Consider the following 17,020-nt stretch of genomic DNA (forward strand, 5'->3'; position numbering starts at 1 on the left):
AGTTGATGAGGGACGGGCTCAGGTTGGCAGGACGTACGCCTCCAGCCGCGACCCACCGAGGGAGGCCGCCCGCTCCGGGTCGTCGGTCGGTGTGGTGGCCGCGTACAGGGTGTTGCCGTCGGGGCCGGCGACCAGACAGCTCAGCGTCTGCTGGCTGGTGGAGACACGGTCCAGGATCGCGCCGCCGGGTCCGACCCTGACGCACTCGCCGCGCAGTGCGTTGGCGACCCAAGCGGTACCGCCTCGGCCCGGTGCTATGCCGTCGGGGGCGATGGGACTGGCGGAGCGGGCGGCGATCGCCGGGCGGTCGAGGAGGGCGGAGACGCGCCGGGTGACACGGCCCAGCAGCCCGGGATGGTTGAGGGACCTCCACAGGGCCGACGGGATCAGCGGCGCCCAGGGCCGGGGCGGGCCGAAGCGCCCGTCGGGCAGAACGGGGATCGCGGTGAGGCGCATCGCCAGGGTCTCGGCGACCAGCAGAGTGGGCCCCTCGTCCGTACGCTGCTCGTCGTCGAGCAGGAACAGGCCGTTCGGGAACACCAACGGCTCGCTCAGGCCCAGCAGTTCACCCTCGGGGGAGAGACAGGCGAGGGGTGTCCGGGGCGGTCCCGGCGGTACGTACAGCATCGAGTTGGGCTGCCTGCGGACGAAGCCGTGGTAGTCGAAGCCGAAGTTGCCGACGTAGGCGCGGCCCAGCCGGTCGACGAACATGTCGTTGACGGGGCCCCCGGCGATGTCCTTGAGATCGGCGTGCACGACCAGGGAGCCGTCCGGCTCCCGCCGGTACACACAGTGCCCGTCCATCGAGGCGACCAGCATCCGCCCGTCGGGCAGCCAGCCGAGCCCCCCGGCCCGGCCCGGGACCTCCGCCACCGTCTCCGGTTCCCCTCGGGTGTCCCAGCGGTGCACCGTCCCGTGGGCGAGGTCGCAGAACCACAGGGCACCGTCGTGCCAGCGCAACGACTCCAGCACGCCGAATCCGTCCAGAACGACTGTCGCCCTCGGTCGCACCCCTGCCTCCTGAGGCTGCTGAGCGGTCTGGTGGAGCCGGGTGCGCAAGCGCGCCCGGACGGGCGCGGGGAACTGCGCGACCAGCCCCCACCGGCCCGCGGTGGTCGAACCGGACTTCCCGCGGGGCGCTTGGGGCCCGGCGTTCTGTTCACGCTACGGTGGACCAGAACCGAGAAGTAAGTCAAGCGTCCTGGACGAGCGACTTACTATTCTGCGGTCGGATGGTTATCCTGGCGGGCGAACCCACAGGTGAGACCGGTGCGGAGAGGAGAACGCGTGCCCCGCATGGCGGCGAGCGACCGGAGAGCGGAGCTCCTTGAGGCGGCGATCCGGGTGATGGCACGCGACGGCGTGGCCAAGGCCACCACCCGCGCGGTGGTCACCGAGGCGGACATGACCCTCGGGGCCTTCCACTACTGCTTCGAGTCCAGAGCGCAACTGCTCGAACTCGTCACCGAGACCCTCACCGAGCGGTACGTCGCCGAGGTCCGCGGTCTGTTCGCCCCGCACAAGGACATCCGCGACAGCGTCCTCGACAGCCTGCACGCGTTCTGGAAGGGCTTCGAGGCCAACCCCGGCGAGCACCAGATCAGTTACGAGCTCACCCAGTACGCGCTGCGCAACCCCGGCTTCGAGGACGTCGCCGGAAAGCAGTACGAGATCTTCCTGCGGGCTTTCGTGGGCCTGCTCGAACTCGCCGCGGACAACGCCGGAATCGAGTGGACCGAACCCGTGCCGGTGCTCGCGCGGTACGTCCATTCGACGATCGACGGCCTCAACATGACCTGGCTCGTCGACCGCAACACCGCCGACAGCCAGGCCGCGCTGGAGCTGCTCGCCGATCACCTCCTCCTGCACGCCCGGCCGCGGGCCGTCTGAGCCACCACCTGTCCGAGCCGTGAGCTGTCCGAACCACGAACCGCCTGAGCCGTCAGCCGCGAGCCGCTTGAGCTGAGCGAAAGGGTGTTCCCATGGCGTTCGCCGACTACCAGAACGAGATCTATCTGAACGGGCTGGGCGGTGTCCTGCCCGCCTTCCCCATGGAGTTCGCCGAGTTGGCGGACCGGGCCAGGTCCGCGCTGCCGCCGTCCGTCTGGTCCTACGTCGCCGGGGGCGCCGGCGACGAGCACACCCAGCGGGCCAACGTCGCCGCCTTCGCCCGGTGGGGGCTGATCCCGCGCATGTTCGTCGGTGCCGCCAGGCGCGACCTGACGGTCGAGCTGTTCGGCACGACACTCCCGTCGCCGGTGTTCCTCGCCCCGATCGGTGTCATCGGACTGTGCGCCCAGGACGGTCACGGCGACCTGGCAACGGCCCGCGCCGCCGCCCGTACCGGGGTCCCGATGGTCGCCTCCACCCTGTCCGTCGACCCGCTGGAGGACGTGGCCGCCGAACTCGGCGACACCCCCGGCTTCTTCCAGCTCTACACCCCGACCGACCGGAGCATCGCCGAGAGCCTCGTGGACCGTGCCGAGCGGGCCGGGTACCGGGGCATCGTCGTCACCCTCGACACCTGGATCACCGGCTGGCGCCCGAGGGACCTGGCGACCGCCAACTTCCCCCAGTTGCGCGGGCATTGCCTGGCCAACTACACGAGCGACCCGGCCTTCCGGGCCGCGCTCGGCCGCTCGCCCGAGGAGGACCCGCAGTCCGCGATCCTCCACTGGACCCAGATCTTCGGAAACCCGCTCACCTGGGACGACCTGGACTGGCTGCGCTCACTGACCGACCTGCCCCTGATCGTGAAGGGCATCTGCCACCCCGAGGACGCCCGTCGAGCCCGCGACGCGGGAGTGGACGGCATCTACTGCTCCAACCACGGCGGCCGGCAGGCCAACGGCGGCCTCCCCGCCCTGAACGCCCTGCCCGCCGTCGTCGAGGCGGCGGGCGAGCTGCCCGTCCTCTTCGACTCCGGCGTCCGCAGCGGCGCCGACATCGTCAAGGCCCTCTCCCTGGGCGCGACAGCGGTCGGCATCGGCCGCCCCTACGCCTACGGCTGCGCCCTGGGCGGCACGGACGGCATCGTCCACGTCCTGCGCTCCCTGCTCGCCGAGGCCGACCTGATCATGGCCGTGGACGGATACCCGGCCCTCAGGGACCTCGTCCCCGAGGCGCTCCAGGCCGTCTGACCGCCCGGACATCCATTCAACGTTCAACCGATTGGTTGAACGGAGGTTCATCCCGGTGCCCTGCACCCCGCTCCGTACAGCCGACGCGAGGACCCTCTCGCCCGCGTCAGGATCGAACTCCCAGCGCAACTCCCCCCATCGAGAGGCCCGCAGAGTGTCCAGTTTCCTCAGCCGACGACGTGTACTCGCCACCGGAGCCGGAGCCGCCCTGGGCGTCGGCGCGCTCGGCGCCACCGGGACCCCCGCTGCCGCGGCCTCGTCCGCCGGTTCCCGCTCGGCCGGACCCGCCGAGGAGACCCGGACGCTCGACGAGCTGTACCAGGCCGCGCTGGCCGAGGGCGGAAAGCTCGTCATCTACGCGGGCGGTGACGTCGACAGCCAGGGCAACGGCGTACGCGCGGGCTTCGCGGCCCGCTTCCCGGAGATCGACCTCAAGGTCGTCGTGGACTACAGCAAGTACCACGACGTCCGTGTGGACAACCAGTTCGCGACCGACACCCTCGTCCCGGACGTCGTGCAGCTCCAGACCCTCCACGACTTCACCCGCTGGAAGGGGCAGGGCCGCCTGCTGCACTACAAGCCGGCGGGCTTCTCCAAGGTGTACAACGCCCTCAAGGACCCGCAGGGCGCCTGGACCGCCGTCGCGGTGATCGGCTTCAGCTACATGTACAACGTCGCGGCGGTCGGCGCGGACGCCCCGAAGTCCCCGCTCGACCTGATCGACCCGAAGTGGAAGGGCCGGATCGCGTCGTCCTACCCGCACGACGACGACGCCGTCCTCTACCTCTTCAAGCTGTACGTGGACCACTACGGCTGGGACTGGGCCGCCGGGTTCGCCGCCCAGGACGTCCAGTTCGCCCGTGGCAGCCACACTCCCAGGCTGGCCGCCACGAGCGGGCAGAAGGCGCTCGGTGTCGGCGGCGGAGGCTCGCTCGTGGCGCCGTCCACGGCACCCGTCCGGTGGGGTGTCGCCGAGGGGCACCCGTTCATGGCCTGGGGCCAGCGGGCCGCGATCCTCAAGCGGGGCCGGAACACCACGGCCGCCAAGCTGTACCTCAACTGGCAGCTCTCCACCGCCCAGCAGCAGGGGGTCACCAACGGCTGGTCGGTACGGACGGACATCACCCCCGCCGGTGGCCTGAAGCCCGTCTGGGAGTACCCGAACGCGAACCTCGACGGTTTCCCCCGTTTCATGGCCGACCGGGCGCAGGTCGAGCGCTGGAAGCAGACGTTCGCCCTGTACTTCGGTGAGGTGAAGGGGGATCCGACCCCCGGCGTGCTGGGCCTGCGCCCCGGGGCGTAGCCGAGAGGCGGAGGAGCCGGGAGGGACCAGCAGCCTCCTCCCGGCCCCTCCATTTCCTTGCATCTTCACACAACTCATACAAGCGGTCGCTAGACTCGGGGCCCTGTTCGATTGGATCAGTCTGCCCAAGGGGATCTTCCGTGCCCGATCGTGTCCCCGTCCGTACGCCGCCGAGGTTTCGTGCCGGTCGGCTCACGCTGGAACACGTGTCGCATCTGGCGTTCTTCGTCGTCGTGGTGTCCGCGCTGCTGCAACTCACCCGGCTCAACAGCGAGTTGTGCTGGTACATCGCGACGGTCAGCGGGTTGCTCGCGCTCACCTACACGGGCGGGGTGATGCTGTGGGACCGGCTCGGGGCGGTCGGGCGTGCGAGCTGGATTCCGCTGCTCCTCGCACTGTGGGGCCTGCTTCTCTTCCTTGTCCCGGCCACGCTGACCTCCGCCTTCGTGTGGTGTGCCCTGCCGTTGGCGTGCGCCGCGCAGCGCGTCCTGGACCGCCGGTTCGCGACCGCTGCGCTCGCCCTGATCACCCTTGTCCTCGTCACGGCACTGGTCGGGGCCGACGGCCGGTTCCTGATCGACGCGGTGCTGGTGCCCGTGGCGGCCGTCTGGGGCACCGTCGCCCTCTACCGCGCCCAGCAACGGGACGCCGAGGCACGCCGGCGTCTCGTCGAGGAACTGCGCGACACGCGTGACCTCGTCGCCCGGCAGCAGCGCCGGGCGGGGGTGCTGGACGAGCGGACGCGCATCGCCCGCGATCTGCACGACACGCTCGCCCAGGAACTCGCCGGCGGGCTGATGCTGCTCCAGGCCGCCGAGCGCGACTGGGACGACCGCCCCGACGTGGCCCGTACCCGCGTGCGCGCGGTCGCCGACGGCCTGGGCACCAACCTCACCGAGACCCGCCGTATGATCCGGGACCTCACCCCGTCCGCCGTCGCCGAGACCGGCCTCGAAGGCGCGCTGCGCGTGCTGTGCGCCCGCTCCCAGGCCGACGGGACCGCGGCCCGGGTACGGTTCCGGTCGGTCGGCGACCCCCAGCCCGTCCTCGACGAACACGCCGCCACCACCCTGTTCCGGGTCGCGCAGAGCACCCTGGCGAACATCCGTGAACACGCCCACGCGGTGAACGTGCAGGTCACCCTCAGCAGGCAGCAGCTCGACCGGGTGGACCTCGAAGTCAGCGACGACGGTGTCGGGTTCGACCCTGCCGAGGTCCTCGCGCGTACGTCGCAGGGCCCGGGCCGCGGCTTCGGACTGCCCGCGGCGCGGGCCAGGCTGCGCGAGTACGGGGGTGACCTGGACGTCAGCGGCGCGCCGGGCCGGGGCACCCGGATCCGGGCCACGGTCTTGGCGCGGCCCCGGACCCAGCCGGCTGCCGGACCCGTCGCGCCCGTCCCCACGGCTCCCGCCCGATGACCACGGACCCGCCAGGCCCGGCCGAGCCGCTGCGTGTCCTGATCGCGGACGACCACGCCGTCGTACGGGCCGGTCTGCGCGCGCTGCTGGAGGGTGAACCCGGTATCGAGGTGATCGCCGAGGCCGGCAGCGGTGAGGAGGCTGTCGCCCTGATCGCCCGGATGCTGCCCGATGTCGCGCTGATGGACCTCCGCTTCGGGAGTCCTGGGGGCGGGATCGACGGGATCGAGGCGATCCGCCGGCTCGCCGCCGAGGCGCCCGGTGTGGCGGTGGTGATGTTGACCAGCTATGCCGGACGGGCCGACGTGGTGCGGGCGTTGGAGGCGGGAGCCCGGGGCTATGTGCTCAAGGCGGGCGCGCCCGAGGAGTTGTTCCGCGCGGTGCGCGGGGCCGCCGCCGGGGCGCTGGGACTGGCACCGGAGATCGTCGGTGAACTCGTCGGGCAAGTGGTCAGCCCGGAGCAGGAGTTGAGCGGGCGCGAGGTCGAGGTCGTACGGCTGATGGCCGAGGGGCTCAGCAACCGGGCCATCGCCGGGGCGCTGTTCCTCAGTGAGGCGACCGTCAAGACGCATCTCGTGCGTGTCTACCGCAAGCTCAGGGTCGACAACAGGGCGGCGGCGGTCTCGGAGGCCGTGCGCCGGGGCGTACTCGAACTGACCTGACGCGGACGGGGAGCCGTAGAGGCGCCAGGTGTCCTGCGGTCGTCAGCCCCTGGCGGTGAGCCAGTCCTCGTCCGCCCGGACAGCCGTCTCCGGGATGCGTGATCCGTATTCCCGGAACTCGTCGACGCGGGCGAGGACGCTCGCGTGCACCCGGGCGTGCGGAGGCAGCCGACGGCGCCGGTAGGTCAGCAGGGCCCAGACCCAGCCCATCCTGTGCACCTTGCCCAGCGCGTCCTTGAGGTCGACCGTCACTTCGTGCCGGTAGGCCCCGGGCTTCAGCAGAAGGCCCTTGCCGTCCGGGGCCAGGGCGCCGTCCACGACCCACTTGAGGGCGATCGTGGCGAGACGAGGGTCGTCCTCGAAGGTGCCGCCGACGTCCGAGTGGACTCCCGCGAACCACACCTGCTCGACGCTGTCCGGCAGCGTCGGCCGCTCGCCCGAAGTGACCAGGTACTCGCGGTAGGGAGTGCGTTTCTCGTCGATGGAGACCGCGTGCCGGACCCGGAGGGCATTGGGGACCTGGCGGGTGTGCGGCCAGCGCAGGTTCCAGCGCAGGATGCCGGCCGCCTTCACGGAGTCCCAGATGCCCAGGTACTCGACCGGGATACCGGTCCGGGCCTCCACCTCGATGCTGAACGTGCCAGCGAAACGGTGGAGTTGGGCCCAGTCGTCCGCGGTGAAGGTCTTGTTCCTGGCGTAGACCGACACGGCGTACGGGACGAGGTTCTCCAGACCGGGCCGCAGCAGACCGATCGCCTTGAGCATGCCGGTGAGCGCGCGGGCCGTGTACGCGCCCCGGCTGAAGCCGAACACGTAGATGTGGTCGCCCGGTTCGTAGTGCCGCATCAGATACGTGTACGCCTCGGCGAGGTTGACCCTGATCCCGGAGCCGAGGGCGAGCCCGAAGAGTTTCGACAGCCGGCGGCCCACGGGGGTCCAGGCGCCCGCCGCGGAGAACGTGCCGACACCGGGGTCGTAGTACGCGATCTGCCGGGCGGGGTCGGAGAGGTCCAGCATCTCGTAGAGCCGCACGACGTTCGTGTTGCCCTTCGCCCTGAGCTGGTTGCCCGTGCCGTCCAGACAGATGACGAGGTTCTTGGCCATGGCGGGCCTCACCTTCACTGCCGTATGCCAGGACATACAGGGTATTCAGAAATATAATAAGAGAAATGCTGTCAATGGGCATGCTCGGGAGCGGTGGTGTTCCGGAGGATCCATGGCCGGTTCAGTGATCCATCTCGAAGAGGCGGCCGACCCGCCGCGCACCCACGCGCTGGTCGTCGGAGTCGGCAAGTACCCGCACCTCGCCGGCGGCGAGTCACCGGTCGCCGACTCCGACGGGATGCGTCAGCTCAGCTCACCCCCGGTCTCGGCCCGCGCCTTCGCCACCTGGCTGCTCGCCGAGTACAACGACCCCGAACGCCCGCTCGGCAGCGTGGCCCTGCTGCTCAGCGAGGAGCACCCCACACCGTTCACCGACCCCCGTACGCAGACCGACCACGATGTCGACGAGGCCACCATCGACAACCTCGTCGCCGCGGTCGCCGACTGGTACGACCGGGGCGACAGCCACGTCGACAACCGGCTCCTCTTCTACTTCTGCGGACACGGCGTCTCCCAGGGCGAGGACATGGCGCTGCTCGCCGCCGACATCTTCGCCGACCACCACAACCCCCTCAACGGAGCACTGGACTTCGCCGGCCTGATGAACGGGCTCAAGCGCTGCAAGGCCGGCCAGCAGGTGTTCTTCGTCGACGCCTGCCGCTCCAACTCCGATGTCCTGATCGAGAGTTCGGGCACCCGGTTCGCCGGCCGCACCCCGCTCGGCGCCGGCGCGCGCCCGCTGGACCTGCCCCGGCGTTTCCACATCCCGTACTACGCCACCCTGGCAGGCGACCGCTCGCACGCCCGCCCCGGACAGGTCAGCCTGTTCACCGAGGCGCTGCTGAAGAGCCTCGCGGGTGCCGCCAGCGACGATCCCGAGGGCGACTGGCGGGTCAACACCTCCCAACTCCTCACAGCCATCGACCACTTCATGCACCAGCCGCGCTTCGCCGGAGCCGTCTCGGGCGTCCAGGTCCCCTCCGTCGGTGAACTGCCCGTCTTCGTCCTCCACCAACTGCCCGGCACCCCGGTCGTCCCGGTGTACGTCGGCTGCGACCCGGCCGAGGACAACGCCGAGGCCGAGTTCGTGTGCCGGGAGGACGGTCAGGGCGGCCGGGAGCGGCTGCGCCGGCCGCCGGTCGACAACAGCGCGGACGACTCCGAGAACGAGTGGGCCATCGAACTCGGCTTCGGCAACTACGTCTTCGAGGCACATCTCGGCAACGACGAGGTGCGGACCAAGCCGGTCACCGTGCGACCGGTGTTCCGGCGCGTGCAGTTGGGGAAGCCGTCATGAGCACCGGCCTGCGGATCACCGTGACACTGAGCCTCCACGAGTCCGACCTGCCCGACGGGGCGAAGGTCGTCGGCGACATCTACCCGACCGACGGCGCCGGCAGCGCCCACCGGGGCGTCCTCTTCCCCTGCGGGACCACGGCACCGGCCGCCCGCTACGAGGTCGACCCCGGGCACTACCTCGTGTCCGCCACGCTGCCCTCCGGCGTCGTGCTGTCCAAGGACGCCGAGGCGAGCGAGGGCAAGGACACCCACGTGACGCTGTGCACCGCACGCTCGCCCTACGAGTCCCACTCCTGGCAGTACCTCATGGGCAACATCGAGTCGTACGGCGCCTACCACGACGACGAGACGATCCCGGTGCCCCGCTCCCTGGGATCGCGCTCCGGGGTGTGGGCGACGGGCGGGGTGGTGCCGCCGGGCAGCGCGGTCTGGGTCGGCGATCCGAAGCCGGAGGGCTGGCACTTCGCCACCATGCTCGCCCTGACCGACGGCCCCTCGCCGGAACCGATCGCCCTCGACCTGGCCCGCTCCGCGCCGCACACCGTGCCCAGCCTCGACCTGGGCGACGCCGCCGCCCGCCTCTACCGCTTCGGCCCGCAAGGCCCGGTCGACGAACAGGGCACCTCCACCCTTCAAGGGCCCACGGGCCGACGGCAGTTCCTCGTCGTCTCGATGACCGGCGCAGAGTACGTCGTCACCCTCCCCGCGCCCTGGGGGAACGCGCAGATCGAGGTGCTCGTCAACGAACGCCAGAGCCCGACCGGCAGCACCGTATCCGTCACCGTCCGCGACAGCCGGGTGGGGCCCGCTCTCGGCTATATGGCCCGGGGCGCCTTCGACACGGCGGCGGCGCTGGTCAAGGACGCCGAGGAACTGCTCTACGCCAAGATGGAGAACCCCCTCGCCGCGGTGGCCGGCGCCTATGTCCTGGTCGGCAGCGAGCTCACCGAGCGACGGCACCGATGGGACGCCTGGCTCGATCATCTGCGCCGCGAGTGCCCCTGGCTGAGCGACGGATCGCTGCTGTGGGGCATGCGTCATCTGCGCCGCGCCCACACCGAGACCGAACTGCGCGCGGCGCGGGACGCGCTCGTCGAGGCCTTCGACCGCGGCGTGCCGGTCTTCACCCTGGGCCTGAGCCGCCTCATCCACGGCCTCTCCGAGTTCCCCGACGACCCGGAGTGCGTCACCCGCCTCGACCAGGCCCGTCTGCTGTCCTACCGCGTGGACATGCGCGAGCCGTTCGTGATCGTCGGGCTGCGAGGAGTGCCCGAGTAGCGCGAGGGAGACCGCGATGATCCGCTTCACGATGATGCCCGGCGAGGACGGCGACTGCCTGCTCCTGGAATACGGCGACGACACGTTCGTCCGGCGGATCCTGGTCGACGGCGGTCGCGCGGGCACGTATCCGCTGATCAAGCCGGTGCTCGCCGGCCTCGACGGACTGGTCGACCTCCTGGTCGTCACGCATGTCGACCAGGACCACATCCTCGGAGTGCTCGCCCTGCTGGACGATCCGGAACGCTCGGTGGAGATCGGGGACGTGTGGTTCAACGGCTTCGACCACCTGCTCGACACCGAGGGGTTCGGCGCGCAGGACGGCGAGAAGCTCACCAGCGCGCTGCTGGCGCAGAAGGTGCCCTGGAACGACGCCTTCGGCGGACGCGGAGCGGAGGTCGGGCGGCAGCTCGGGTGGTTCGACGACGGTTCCACGATGGAGGTGCTCTCGCCCGACCGGCGACAACTGGAACGGCTGGCCCCGGTGTGGGTGAAGGAGTGTGCCGCCCACGGACTGATCCCGGGCCGGGACCCGGACGAGCCGCCCGCAGTCCCCGGTTTCGAGCACTTCGGCGGTGCCGTGGACGTCGAGCGCCTCGCCGCCACGCCGTTCAAGGCGGACACCTCACCGACGAACGTCACCAGCATCGGACTGCTCTTCGAGTTCGAGGACCGGCGGATCATCCTCACCGGCGACGCGGACGACCGCAGGCTCGTCGACTCGATAAGGCCCCGGGCCGAGGCGGCGGGCGGGCGGCTCCACGTCGACGTCCTGAAGGTCGCCCACCACGGCAGCGGTCACAACCTCTCCAACGATCTCCTGGACCTCCTCGACTGCGACCGCTATCTGATCTCCACGAGCGGTGCCCGGCACGACCACCCCGACGACATCGCCATGTCCCGGATCCTCCAGCACGGCGGAGCCCGCAAGGAGATCGTCTTCAACTACCGGGACCGTGCCGCGCTCTGGGACGTCACCTCCCTCAAGAACCGCTTCGGCTACACGGTGACAGCGCCGGCGCCGGACGCGCAGGACGGCCTGGTGACCTTCGAACTCTGACACCGGGGATCACTCGGATGGCGGCCCCGCCTCGACAGGCGGACGATGGAGGAGAACAAGGGGGCCGACAGCCATGGAGGGGATTGGGAGGCAGCGGACATGCTGGAGATCAAGACGGTCGAGAAGCCGGACGAGCGGCGTGACTTCCCCCGGGGACACCTCGAAGCCGTACACATGACAGGCCTCGACTTCGCCGTGGGAACCTTCGAACCGGGCTGGCGCTGGTCCGAGTCCGTAGGGCCCATCGTCGGCACGAAGAGCTGCGAGATCCACCACAACGGTTACGTCGTCCAGGGCCGAATGCACATCACGATGGACGACGGCGGCGAGGGCGAAGTGGGCCCCGGCGACGTCTTCGTGTGCCCGGCCGGGCACGACGCGTGGGTCGTCGGCGACGAACAGGTCATCGTCTACGACTTCGCGGGAGGCATGGCACAGGAGTACGCGAAGGCACCGGGAAGCTGACCGCCGGTTTCACACGGGGAGCAACCGGCTGATCAGCGCGCCGAGTTGGAGGGCGTTGCGGCACTCGCGCATCTCCACCAGCTCGGCGTACTCGGGCGCCGCGGAGTCGCCCGTGCCCCACTGGGACCGCGCCTCGGGATTCAACCAGTGGACGCGGCGGGCCCGTTCGGCCAGCTGTCGTACCGCGGGCAGATTCGGGTCGCTCATGTTCGTACGGGCGTCACCCAGCACGAACACGGTCGTACGCGGTCCGACCGCGTCGGCGTACCGTTCCGTGAACTCGCCCAGCGCGACGCCGTAGTCACTGCTGCCGTGCCACCCCGTCAGGGTCGCCTCCGCGCGGATGCGGGCGCCCAGCCCCTCGGCGTCGGCGGCGCCGTGCACCAGCAGGCCGGTCACCTCGTCCACACGATTGACGAAGGCGAACACGCGGACCTTGCTGAACTGGTCGTGCAGCGCCTGCACCAGCAGCATCGTGAAGTCGGAGAACCCGGCCACCGAGCCCGACACATCGCACAGCAGCACCAGTTCGGGCCGGGCGGGCCGGCGCCGGCGCAGCACGGGCCGCATCGGCACGCCGCCCGTCGACAGCGAAGCGCGCACCGTGCGGCGCAGGTCGATCGAGCCACGCGCGGCCTTGCGGCGACGAGCCGCCAGCCGGGTGGCCAGCTTGCGCGCGAGCGGCTGAACAGCCCTGCGCAACTCGGCCAGTTGGGTGCGGCCGGCGAGCAGGAAGTCCACCCGGTCGGCGGTCGGCGCCACCGCCCGCCGGGCGATCTCGTCCCGGCCGCGCCGCTCGGCCACCCGGCGCCGCGCCTCCGCGCCGACGAGCCGCCTGAACTCCTCGATGCGCCGCCGGATCTCGTCGTCGAGCAACCGGTCCGCGAACCCGGTCTCCCCGCCGCCCTCCCGGAGGCTCGTCCGCACCCGGGCCAACAGGGTCTGCGGCCGGATCCGGTCCAGCGTCTGGTACGCCGACCAGCCGTCCGACCCCGGCGAGGATCCGTACCCGCCGAATCCGTCGACCGCCTCGGCGGCCAGCCGGGCAAGCAGCGCCCGGTCGTTCGCGGCCAGCGCGGCGGCGAGCCGGTCGCGCAGCTCGTCCCGCTCCGCCTGCTCGGTGCCGGGGGCTCCGACACCCCGGGGAAAGTACAGGTCGAAGACGGGGTCGAACACCGGGCGCTGGTCCGTGCCGTGCAGCAGGGTCGCGGCCAGCCCTTCGCGCAGCAACTCCCGGTCGGCGAAGCCGAGTACGGCCACCGCCCGGGCCGCGTCCACGGTCTCCCCGGTGCCGATCCGTACCCCGTGCGAACGCAGCGCCGCGACGAGCCCTGTCAGCCGTTCGGCGACGTCGGCATCCGAACCGCCTTGGTCCGACCGCGTGTTCACAACGCGTCCAGGTCCAACTTGGCGCTCGCCTTGAGGACATCGTCCTGGTGCTTGAGGAGAACCCCCAGGCTGTCCCGTACGACCGCCTCGTCGAGGCTGTCCGCCCCCAGGGCCAGCAGGGTGCGCGCCCAGTCGATGGTCTCGGAGACCGACGGCACCTTCCGCAGGTCCATCGCGCGCAGCGCGCCCACCACCCGTACCACCGACTCGGCCAGCGCCGCGTCCAGTTCCGGCACCTTCAGCCGTACGATGCGGCGCTCCAACTCGGCTTCAGGGAAGCCGATGTGGAGGAAGAGGCAGCGGCGGCGCAGGGCCTCGGACAGCTCACGGCTGGCGTTGGAGGTGAGGACGACGAAGGGACGGCGGGTCGCGGTGATCGTGCCCAGCTCGGGGACCGTGACCTGGAAGTCGGAGAGCACCTCCAGGAGCAGGCCCTCCACCTCGACGTCCGCCTTGTCGGTCTCGTCGATCAGCAGCACCTTCGGGTTGTCGCCGCGGATGGCGGTCAACAGGGGCCGGGGGAGCAGGAACTCCTCGCTGAAGATGTCCGTGCGCGCCGCGTCCCAGGTCTCGTCGCGGCCCGCGCTGATGCGCAGGAGCTGCTTGGCGTGGTTCCACTCGTACAGCGCCCTGGACTCGTCGACGCCCTCGTAGCACTGGAGGCGGATCAGCTCGGCACCGGCGATCTCGGCGACGGCCTTGGCCAGCTCGGTCTTGCCGACGCCGGCCGGGCCCTCGACCAGGAGCGGTTTGCCGAGGCGGTCGGCCAGGAAGACCGTGGTGGCGACGGCGGGCGAGGCCAGATACCCGGTCTCGGCGAGGCGCGCGGAGACGTCGTCGACGGATGTGAACAACGGGGCCTCCAGCAGGGGCGTGAACGGGTTCCGAGTCACTATCTAAGCGCTTGTTCACCACACCTGTCACGCACGAATCCTCGCGACGGCCCTCCACGGCCGGGGCCGGTCGTCGCGGTGGCCGGCCCCTCGAGCCCGTTCACGCCCGGCCGTCACCGCTCACCAGCACCACCTCCAGGGTGCGTGGACCGTGCACCCCCTCGACCCGGTCGAGTTCGATGTCACTGGTCGCGGACGGCCCGGAGATCCATGTCAACACCCGTGCCGGGTCCAGGAGTTCGAAAGCCTGGGGGACCGAGGAGACGACCTGGTCGGGGACCCGTACGACACAGATGTGGTGATCGGGGACCAGAGTGATCCGGCGGCGCCCCTGGTCAGGACCACCGTCCAGGACGATGGTGCCGGTCTCTGCGATGGCCAGGGCGCACGCGGTGACGACGCTGTCGACCTCGTCCAGGTCGTACACGGTGCTCTCCGCGCGGTCCTCGACCCGGGTGATGTCCGCGGCCGACAGCCACGCGGGCGGGAGCCCGGGGGGCACGACCACCGACGTCGAGCCGTGCGCGGCCAGCATCCCGGCGAGCTGGGCGGGGAGTTCGGCGTCGGTACAGCGGTGCACGATCGCCCGGTAGTCCGCCAGGTTCTCGGCGAGGAGTTCGACGGTCTCCTCGACGCCGAGGTTCCCGTGCTCACGCAGATAGTCGCGGTCGACGGCCTGGTCGTACGGCGTGTCGTCGCGGGGAACGTCGGCGAGGGCCCGGCGCACCCGGCCCAGGATCAGGTCGCGGCTGTTCACTTCGTGGTGTCCTTTCCGCCGTGGGTGCGCTGCCACCAGTCGCGGAACGGCTCCGCCGGCACGGCCGGCAGGTCACGGGTGCCGCTCCAGGCCCTGCCGGGCCCGGGCAGGGTGCGGGGGTGGAAGCGGCGGGTGCGGGAGGCGAGCCGTTGGCCGGTGCGCAGGGCGCCGGGGTGGCCGAACGCCCAGCGGGCGGCGCGCATGGCGGCCCGCTCGGCGGCGTGCCCCTTCGCGGGCTTCAGCACCACCTTGTTGCCCTCCCGGGTGGCCGGTCCGCCCTGGACGACCCGCTCGCGCAGATGCACCAGCACCTCCGGGATGTCGATGGCGACCGGGCACACCTCGTAGCAGGCCCCGCACAGCGAGGAGGCGTACGGGAGCGAGGCGTCGATCTCGCTCGCGGTGCCCCGGAGCTGAGGGCTGAGGATGGCGCCGATCGGGCCGGGATAGACGGAGCCGTAGGCGTGACCGCCGGCCCGCTCGTACACCGGGCACACGTTCAGACAGGCCGAGCAGCGGATACAGCGCAGGGCCTGGCGGCCGACCTCGTCGGCGAGGGTGTCGGTGCGGCCGTTGTCGATCAGGACCAGGTGGAAGGTCTGGGGTCCGTCCCCGTCCGTCGTACCGGTCCAGGTCGACGTGTACGGGTTCATGCGCTCGGCGGTCGAGGAGCGGGGGAGTGTCTGGAGGAAGACCTCCAGGTCCTGCCAGGTCGGCACGATCTTCTCGATGCCGACGACCGAGATGAGCGTCTCGGGCAGGGTCAGGCACATCCGCCCGTTGCCCTCCGACTCGACCACGACCAGGGTGCCGGTCTCGGCGACCATGAAGTTGGCGCCGGAGACTCCCACCTTGGCGCGCAGGAACTTCTCCCGGAGATGCAGCCGTGCCGCCTCGGCCAGTTCGGCGGGTGTGTCGGTGAGGCCCTCGGGGGCCGGGCGGCCCCATTCGCTCATCTCACGGGTGAAGATGTCCCGGATCTCACCCCGGTTGCGGTGGATCGCCGGGACGAGGATGTGCGAAGGCCGGTCCTTGCCCAACTGCACGATCAGCTCGGCGAGATCGGTCTCGTAGGCCGCGATCCCCTCGGCCTCCAGGGCCTCGTTCAGCCCGATCTCCTGCGTGGCCATCGACTTGACCTTGACGACCTCCGACTCGCCGGTCATCCGCACCAGGTCGATGACGATCTGGTTGGCCTCGTCCGCGTCGGCGGCCCAGTGCACGACACCGCCCGCCGCCGTGACCGACTCCTCCAACTGGACGAGATAGCGGTCGAGATGGCGGAGCGTGTGGTCCTTGATCCGCTTGCCCGCCTCGCGCAGCTGAGCCCAGTCGGACATCTCGGCGACGGCTTTCGCCCGTTTGCCGCGGATGGTGTGGGTGGCGTGGCGCAGATTGGCGCGCAGGGTCTTGTTGCTGACCGCCTCGTGGGCCGCCTCGGGAAACGCCGGCATCCCGACGAACGTTCCGCCGCTCATACGCTCGGCTCCTCTTCCGTGCCGGCCAGGATCTCCGCGATGTGCACCGGCCGCATACCGGTGCTCAGCCGGGTCATGGTCCCGCCGATGTGCATGAGACACGAGTTGTCGGCGGCGCACAGCACCTCCGCGCCCGTCGACTCGGCGTTGCGCACCTTGTCGGTGCCCATCGCCGCCGAGACATCGGCGTTCTTCAGCGCGAACGTGCCGCCGAAGCCACAGCACTCGTCGGCCCCGGGCAGCTCGCGCAGCTCAAGACCCTTGACGGCCTGGAGCAGCTTGAACGGCCGGTCGGCCAGCCCCAGGCTGCGCAGCCCGTGGCACGTCGGGTGGTAGGTGACGGTGTGCGGGTAGTAGGCGCCCACGTCCGTCACCCCCAGCACGTCCACCAGGAACTCCGTCAGCTCGTACGTCTTCGGGACCACGGGCGCCAGCGTGACCGCGAGCCCGTCCCCGCGCCCCTCGGCCCGGGCCCGCTCACCCATCCGCGGATACAGCTCCCGCACCATCGCGCCGCATGACCCGGAGGGCGTGACGATCGCCTCGTACCCCGCGAATACATCGGAGAAATGACGGGCGAGAGGCTCGGCCTCGTGCCGGTACCCGGTGTTGTAGTGCGCCTGTCCGCAGCAGGTCTGAGCCATCGGGAAGTCGACCTCGACACCCAGCCTGGTCAGCAGTTTCACCACGGCGCGACCCGTGTCGGGATAGAGCGTGTCGTTGACACAGGTCAGGAACAGGGCGACACGCATCGCGGCTCCTAGTGATCGGTCA

Annotated in this window: 16 protein-coding genes; 9 read left to right on the forward strand and 7 right to left on the reverse strand. The window is 70.8% G+C overall.

The genetic code is table 11. The features are described from left to right. Positions 1-18 precede the first annotated feature (18 nt). Positions 19-1,011, reverse strand: a complete 993-nt coding sequence (locus tag OHN74_RS39205; RefSeq protein WP_327699314.1) for an SMP-30/gluconolactonase/LRE family protein — start codon at positions 1,009-1,011, stop codon at positions 19-21. Positions 1,012-1,296: 285 nt separating this feature from the next. On the opposite strand from OHN74_RS39205, the gene OHN74_RS39210 reads away from it, so the two are divergent. The 5 genes from OHN74_RS39210 to OHN74_RS39230 all read left to right on the forward strand — a co-directional run bounded on the left by OHN74_RS39210 (position 1,297) and on the right by OHN74_RS39230 (position 6,523). Beyond that, positions 1,297-1,890, forward strand: coding sequence for a TetR/AcrR family transcriptional regulator (locus tag OHN74_RS39210; RefSeq protein WP_164413808.1), 594 nt, complete (start codon positions 1,297-1,299; stop codon positions 1,888-1,890). Between the two features lie 92 nt (positions 1,891-1,982). Next, positions 1,983-3,140: an alpha-hydroxy-acid oxidizing protein gene (locus OHN74_RS39215; RefSeq protein WP_327699315.1), complete on the forward strand. Its 1,158-nt coding sequence runs from the start codon at positions 1,983-1,985 to the stop codon at positions 3,138-3,140. A 154-nt stretch (positions 3,141-3,294) separates the two neighbouring features. After that, positions 3,295-4,443: an ABC transporter substrate-binding protein gene (locus OHN74_RS39220; RefSeq protein WP_327699316.1), complete on the forward strand. Its 1,149-nt coding sequence runs from the start codon at positions 3,295-3,297 to the stop codon at positions 4,441-4,443. A 140-nt stretch (positions 4,444-4,583) separates the two neighbouring features. Next, positions 4,584-5,861, forward strand: coding sequence for a sensor histidine kinase (locus OHN74_RS39225; protein WP_327699317.1), 1,278 nt, complete (start codon positions 4,584-4,586; stop codon positions 5,859-5,861). Then, positions 5,858-6,523 carry a response regulator transcription factor gene (locus OHN74_RS39230; RefSeq protein WP_327699318.1) on the forward strand — a complete coding sequence of 222 codons (666 nt, stop codon included), beginning with the start codon at positions 5,858-5,860 and terminating at the stop codon, positions 6,521-6,523. The genes OHN74_RS39225 and OHN74_RS39230 overlap by 4 nt, the downstream gene beginning before the upstream one ends. A 42-nt stretch (positions 6,524-6,565) precedes the next feature. Here OHN74_RS39230 and OHN74_RS39235 read toward each other — a convergent pair whose 3' ends face one another. Beyond that, positions 6,566-7,627 (reverse strand): DUF2235 domain-containing protein, encoded by a 1,062-nt coding sequence (locus OHN74_RS39235; RefSeq protein ID WP_327699319.1) that lies wholly within the window; start codon positions 7,625-7,627, stop codon positions 6,566-6,568. A gap of 112 nt (positions 7,628-7,739) precedes the next feature. On the opposite strand from OHN74_RS39235, the gene OHN74_RS39240 reads away from it, so the two are divergent. The 4 genes from OHN74_RS39240 to OHN74_RS39255 all read left to right on the forward strand — a co-directional run bounded on the left by OHN74_RS39240 (position 7,740) and on the right by OHN74_RS39255 (position 11,729). Then, a complete protein-coding gene (locus tag OHN74_RS39240) occupies positions 7,740-8,924 on the forward strand; it encodes a caspase family protein (RefSeq protein ID WP_327699320.1) in 1,185 nt (394 codons plus the stop codon). Further along, entirely contained in the window at positions 8,921-10,204 is a 1,284-nt protein-coding gene (locus tag OHN74_RS39245) for a hypothetical protein (protein ID WP_327699321.1), read from the forward strand. Before OHN74_RS39240 ends, OHN74_RS39245 begins: the two co-directional genes overlap by 4 nt. A gap of 16 nt (positions 10,205-10,220) precedes the next feature. Next, a complete protein-coding gene (locus OHN74_RS39250; RefSeq protein ID WP_327699322.1) occupies positions 10,221-11,264 on the forward strand; it encodes a hypothetical protein in 1,044 nt (347 codons plus the stop codon). Positions 11,265-11,363: 99 nt separating this feature from the next. Further along, positions 11,364-11,729: a cupin domain-containing protein gene (locus tag OHN74_RS39255; RefSeq protein WP_327700420.1), complete on the forward strand. Its 366-nt coding sequence runs from the start codon at positions 11,364-11,366 to the stop codon at positions 11,727-11,729. A 9-nt stretch (positions 11,730-11,738) separates the two neighbouring features. Here the strand turns inward: OHN74_RS39255 and OHN74_RS39260 are convergent, their stop codons facing one another. The 5 genes from OHN74_RS39260 to OHN74_RS39280 all read right to left on the reverse strand — a co-directional run bounded on the left by OHN74_RS39260 (position 11,739) and on the right by OHN74_RS39280 (position 16,998). Beyond that, the gene (locus OHN74_RS39260) at positions 11,739-13,118 is read right to left on the reverse strand and encodes a vWA domain-containing protein (protein ID WP_327699323.1); all 1,380 of its coding nucleotides are present in this window, start codon (positions 13,116-13,118) and stop codon (positions 11,739-11,741) included. Then, positions 13,115-13,972, reverse strand: coding sequence for an AAA family ATPase (locus tag OHN74_RS39265; RefSeq protein ID WP_327699324.1), 858 nt, complete (start codon positions 13,970-13,972; stop codon positions 13,115-13,117). Before OHN74_RS39265 ends, OHN74_RS39260 begins: the two co-directional genes overlap by 4 nt. A gap of 139 nt (positions 13,973-14,111) precedes the next feature. Continuing rightward, positions 14,112-14,768 (reverse strand): LutC/YkgG family protein, encoded by a 657-nt coding sequence (locus OHN74_RS39270; protein ID WP_327699325.1) that lies wholly within the window; start codon positions 14,766-14,768, stop codon positions 14,112-14,114. Beyond that, positions 14,765-16,246 carry a lactate utilization protein B gene (locus OHN74_RS39275; protein WP_327699326.1) on the reverse strand — a complete coding sequence of 494 codons (1,482 nt, stop codon included), beginning with the start codon at positions 16,244-16,246 and terminating at the stop codon, positions 14,765-14,767. The genes OHN74_RS39270 and OHN74_RS39275 overlap by 4 nt, the downstream gene beginning before the upstream one ends. After that, on the reverse strand, positions 16,243-16,998 hold the full coding sequence (locus tag OHN74_RS39280; protein ID WP_327699327.1) for a (Fe-S)-binding protein: 756 nt from the start codon (positions 16,996-16,998) through the stop codon (positions 16,243-16,245). Before OHN74_RS39280 ends, OHN74_RS39275 begins: the two co-directional genes overlap by 4 nt. Positions 16,999-17,020: the final 22 nt, after the last annotated feature.

This window comes from Streptomyces sp. NBC_00459 (genome assembly GCF_036013955.1).
Classification (GTDB): Bacteria; Actinomycetota; Actinomycetes; order Streptomycetales; family Streptomycetaceae; genus Streptomyces.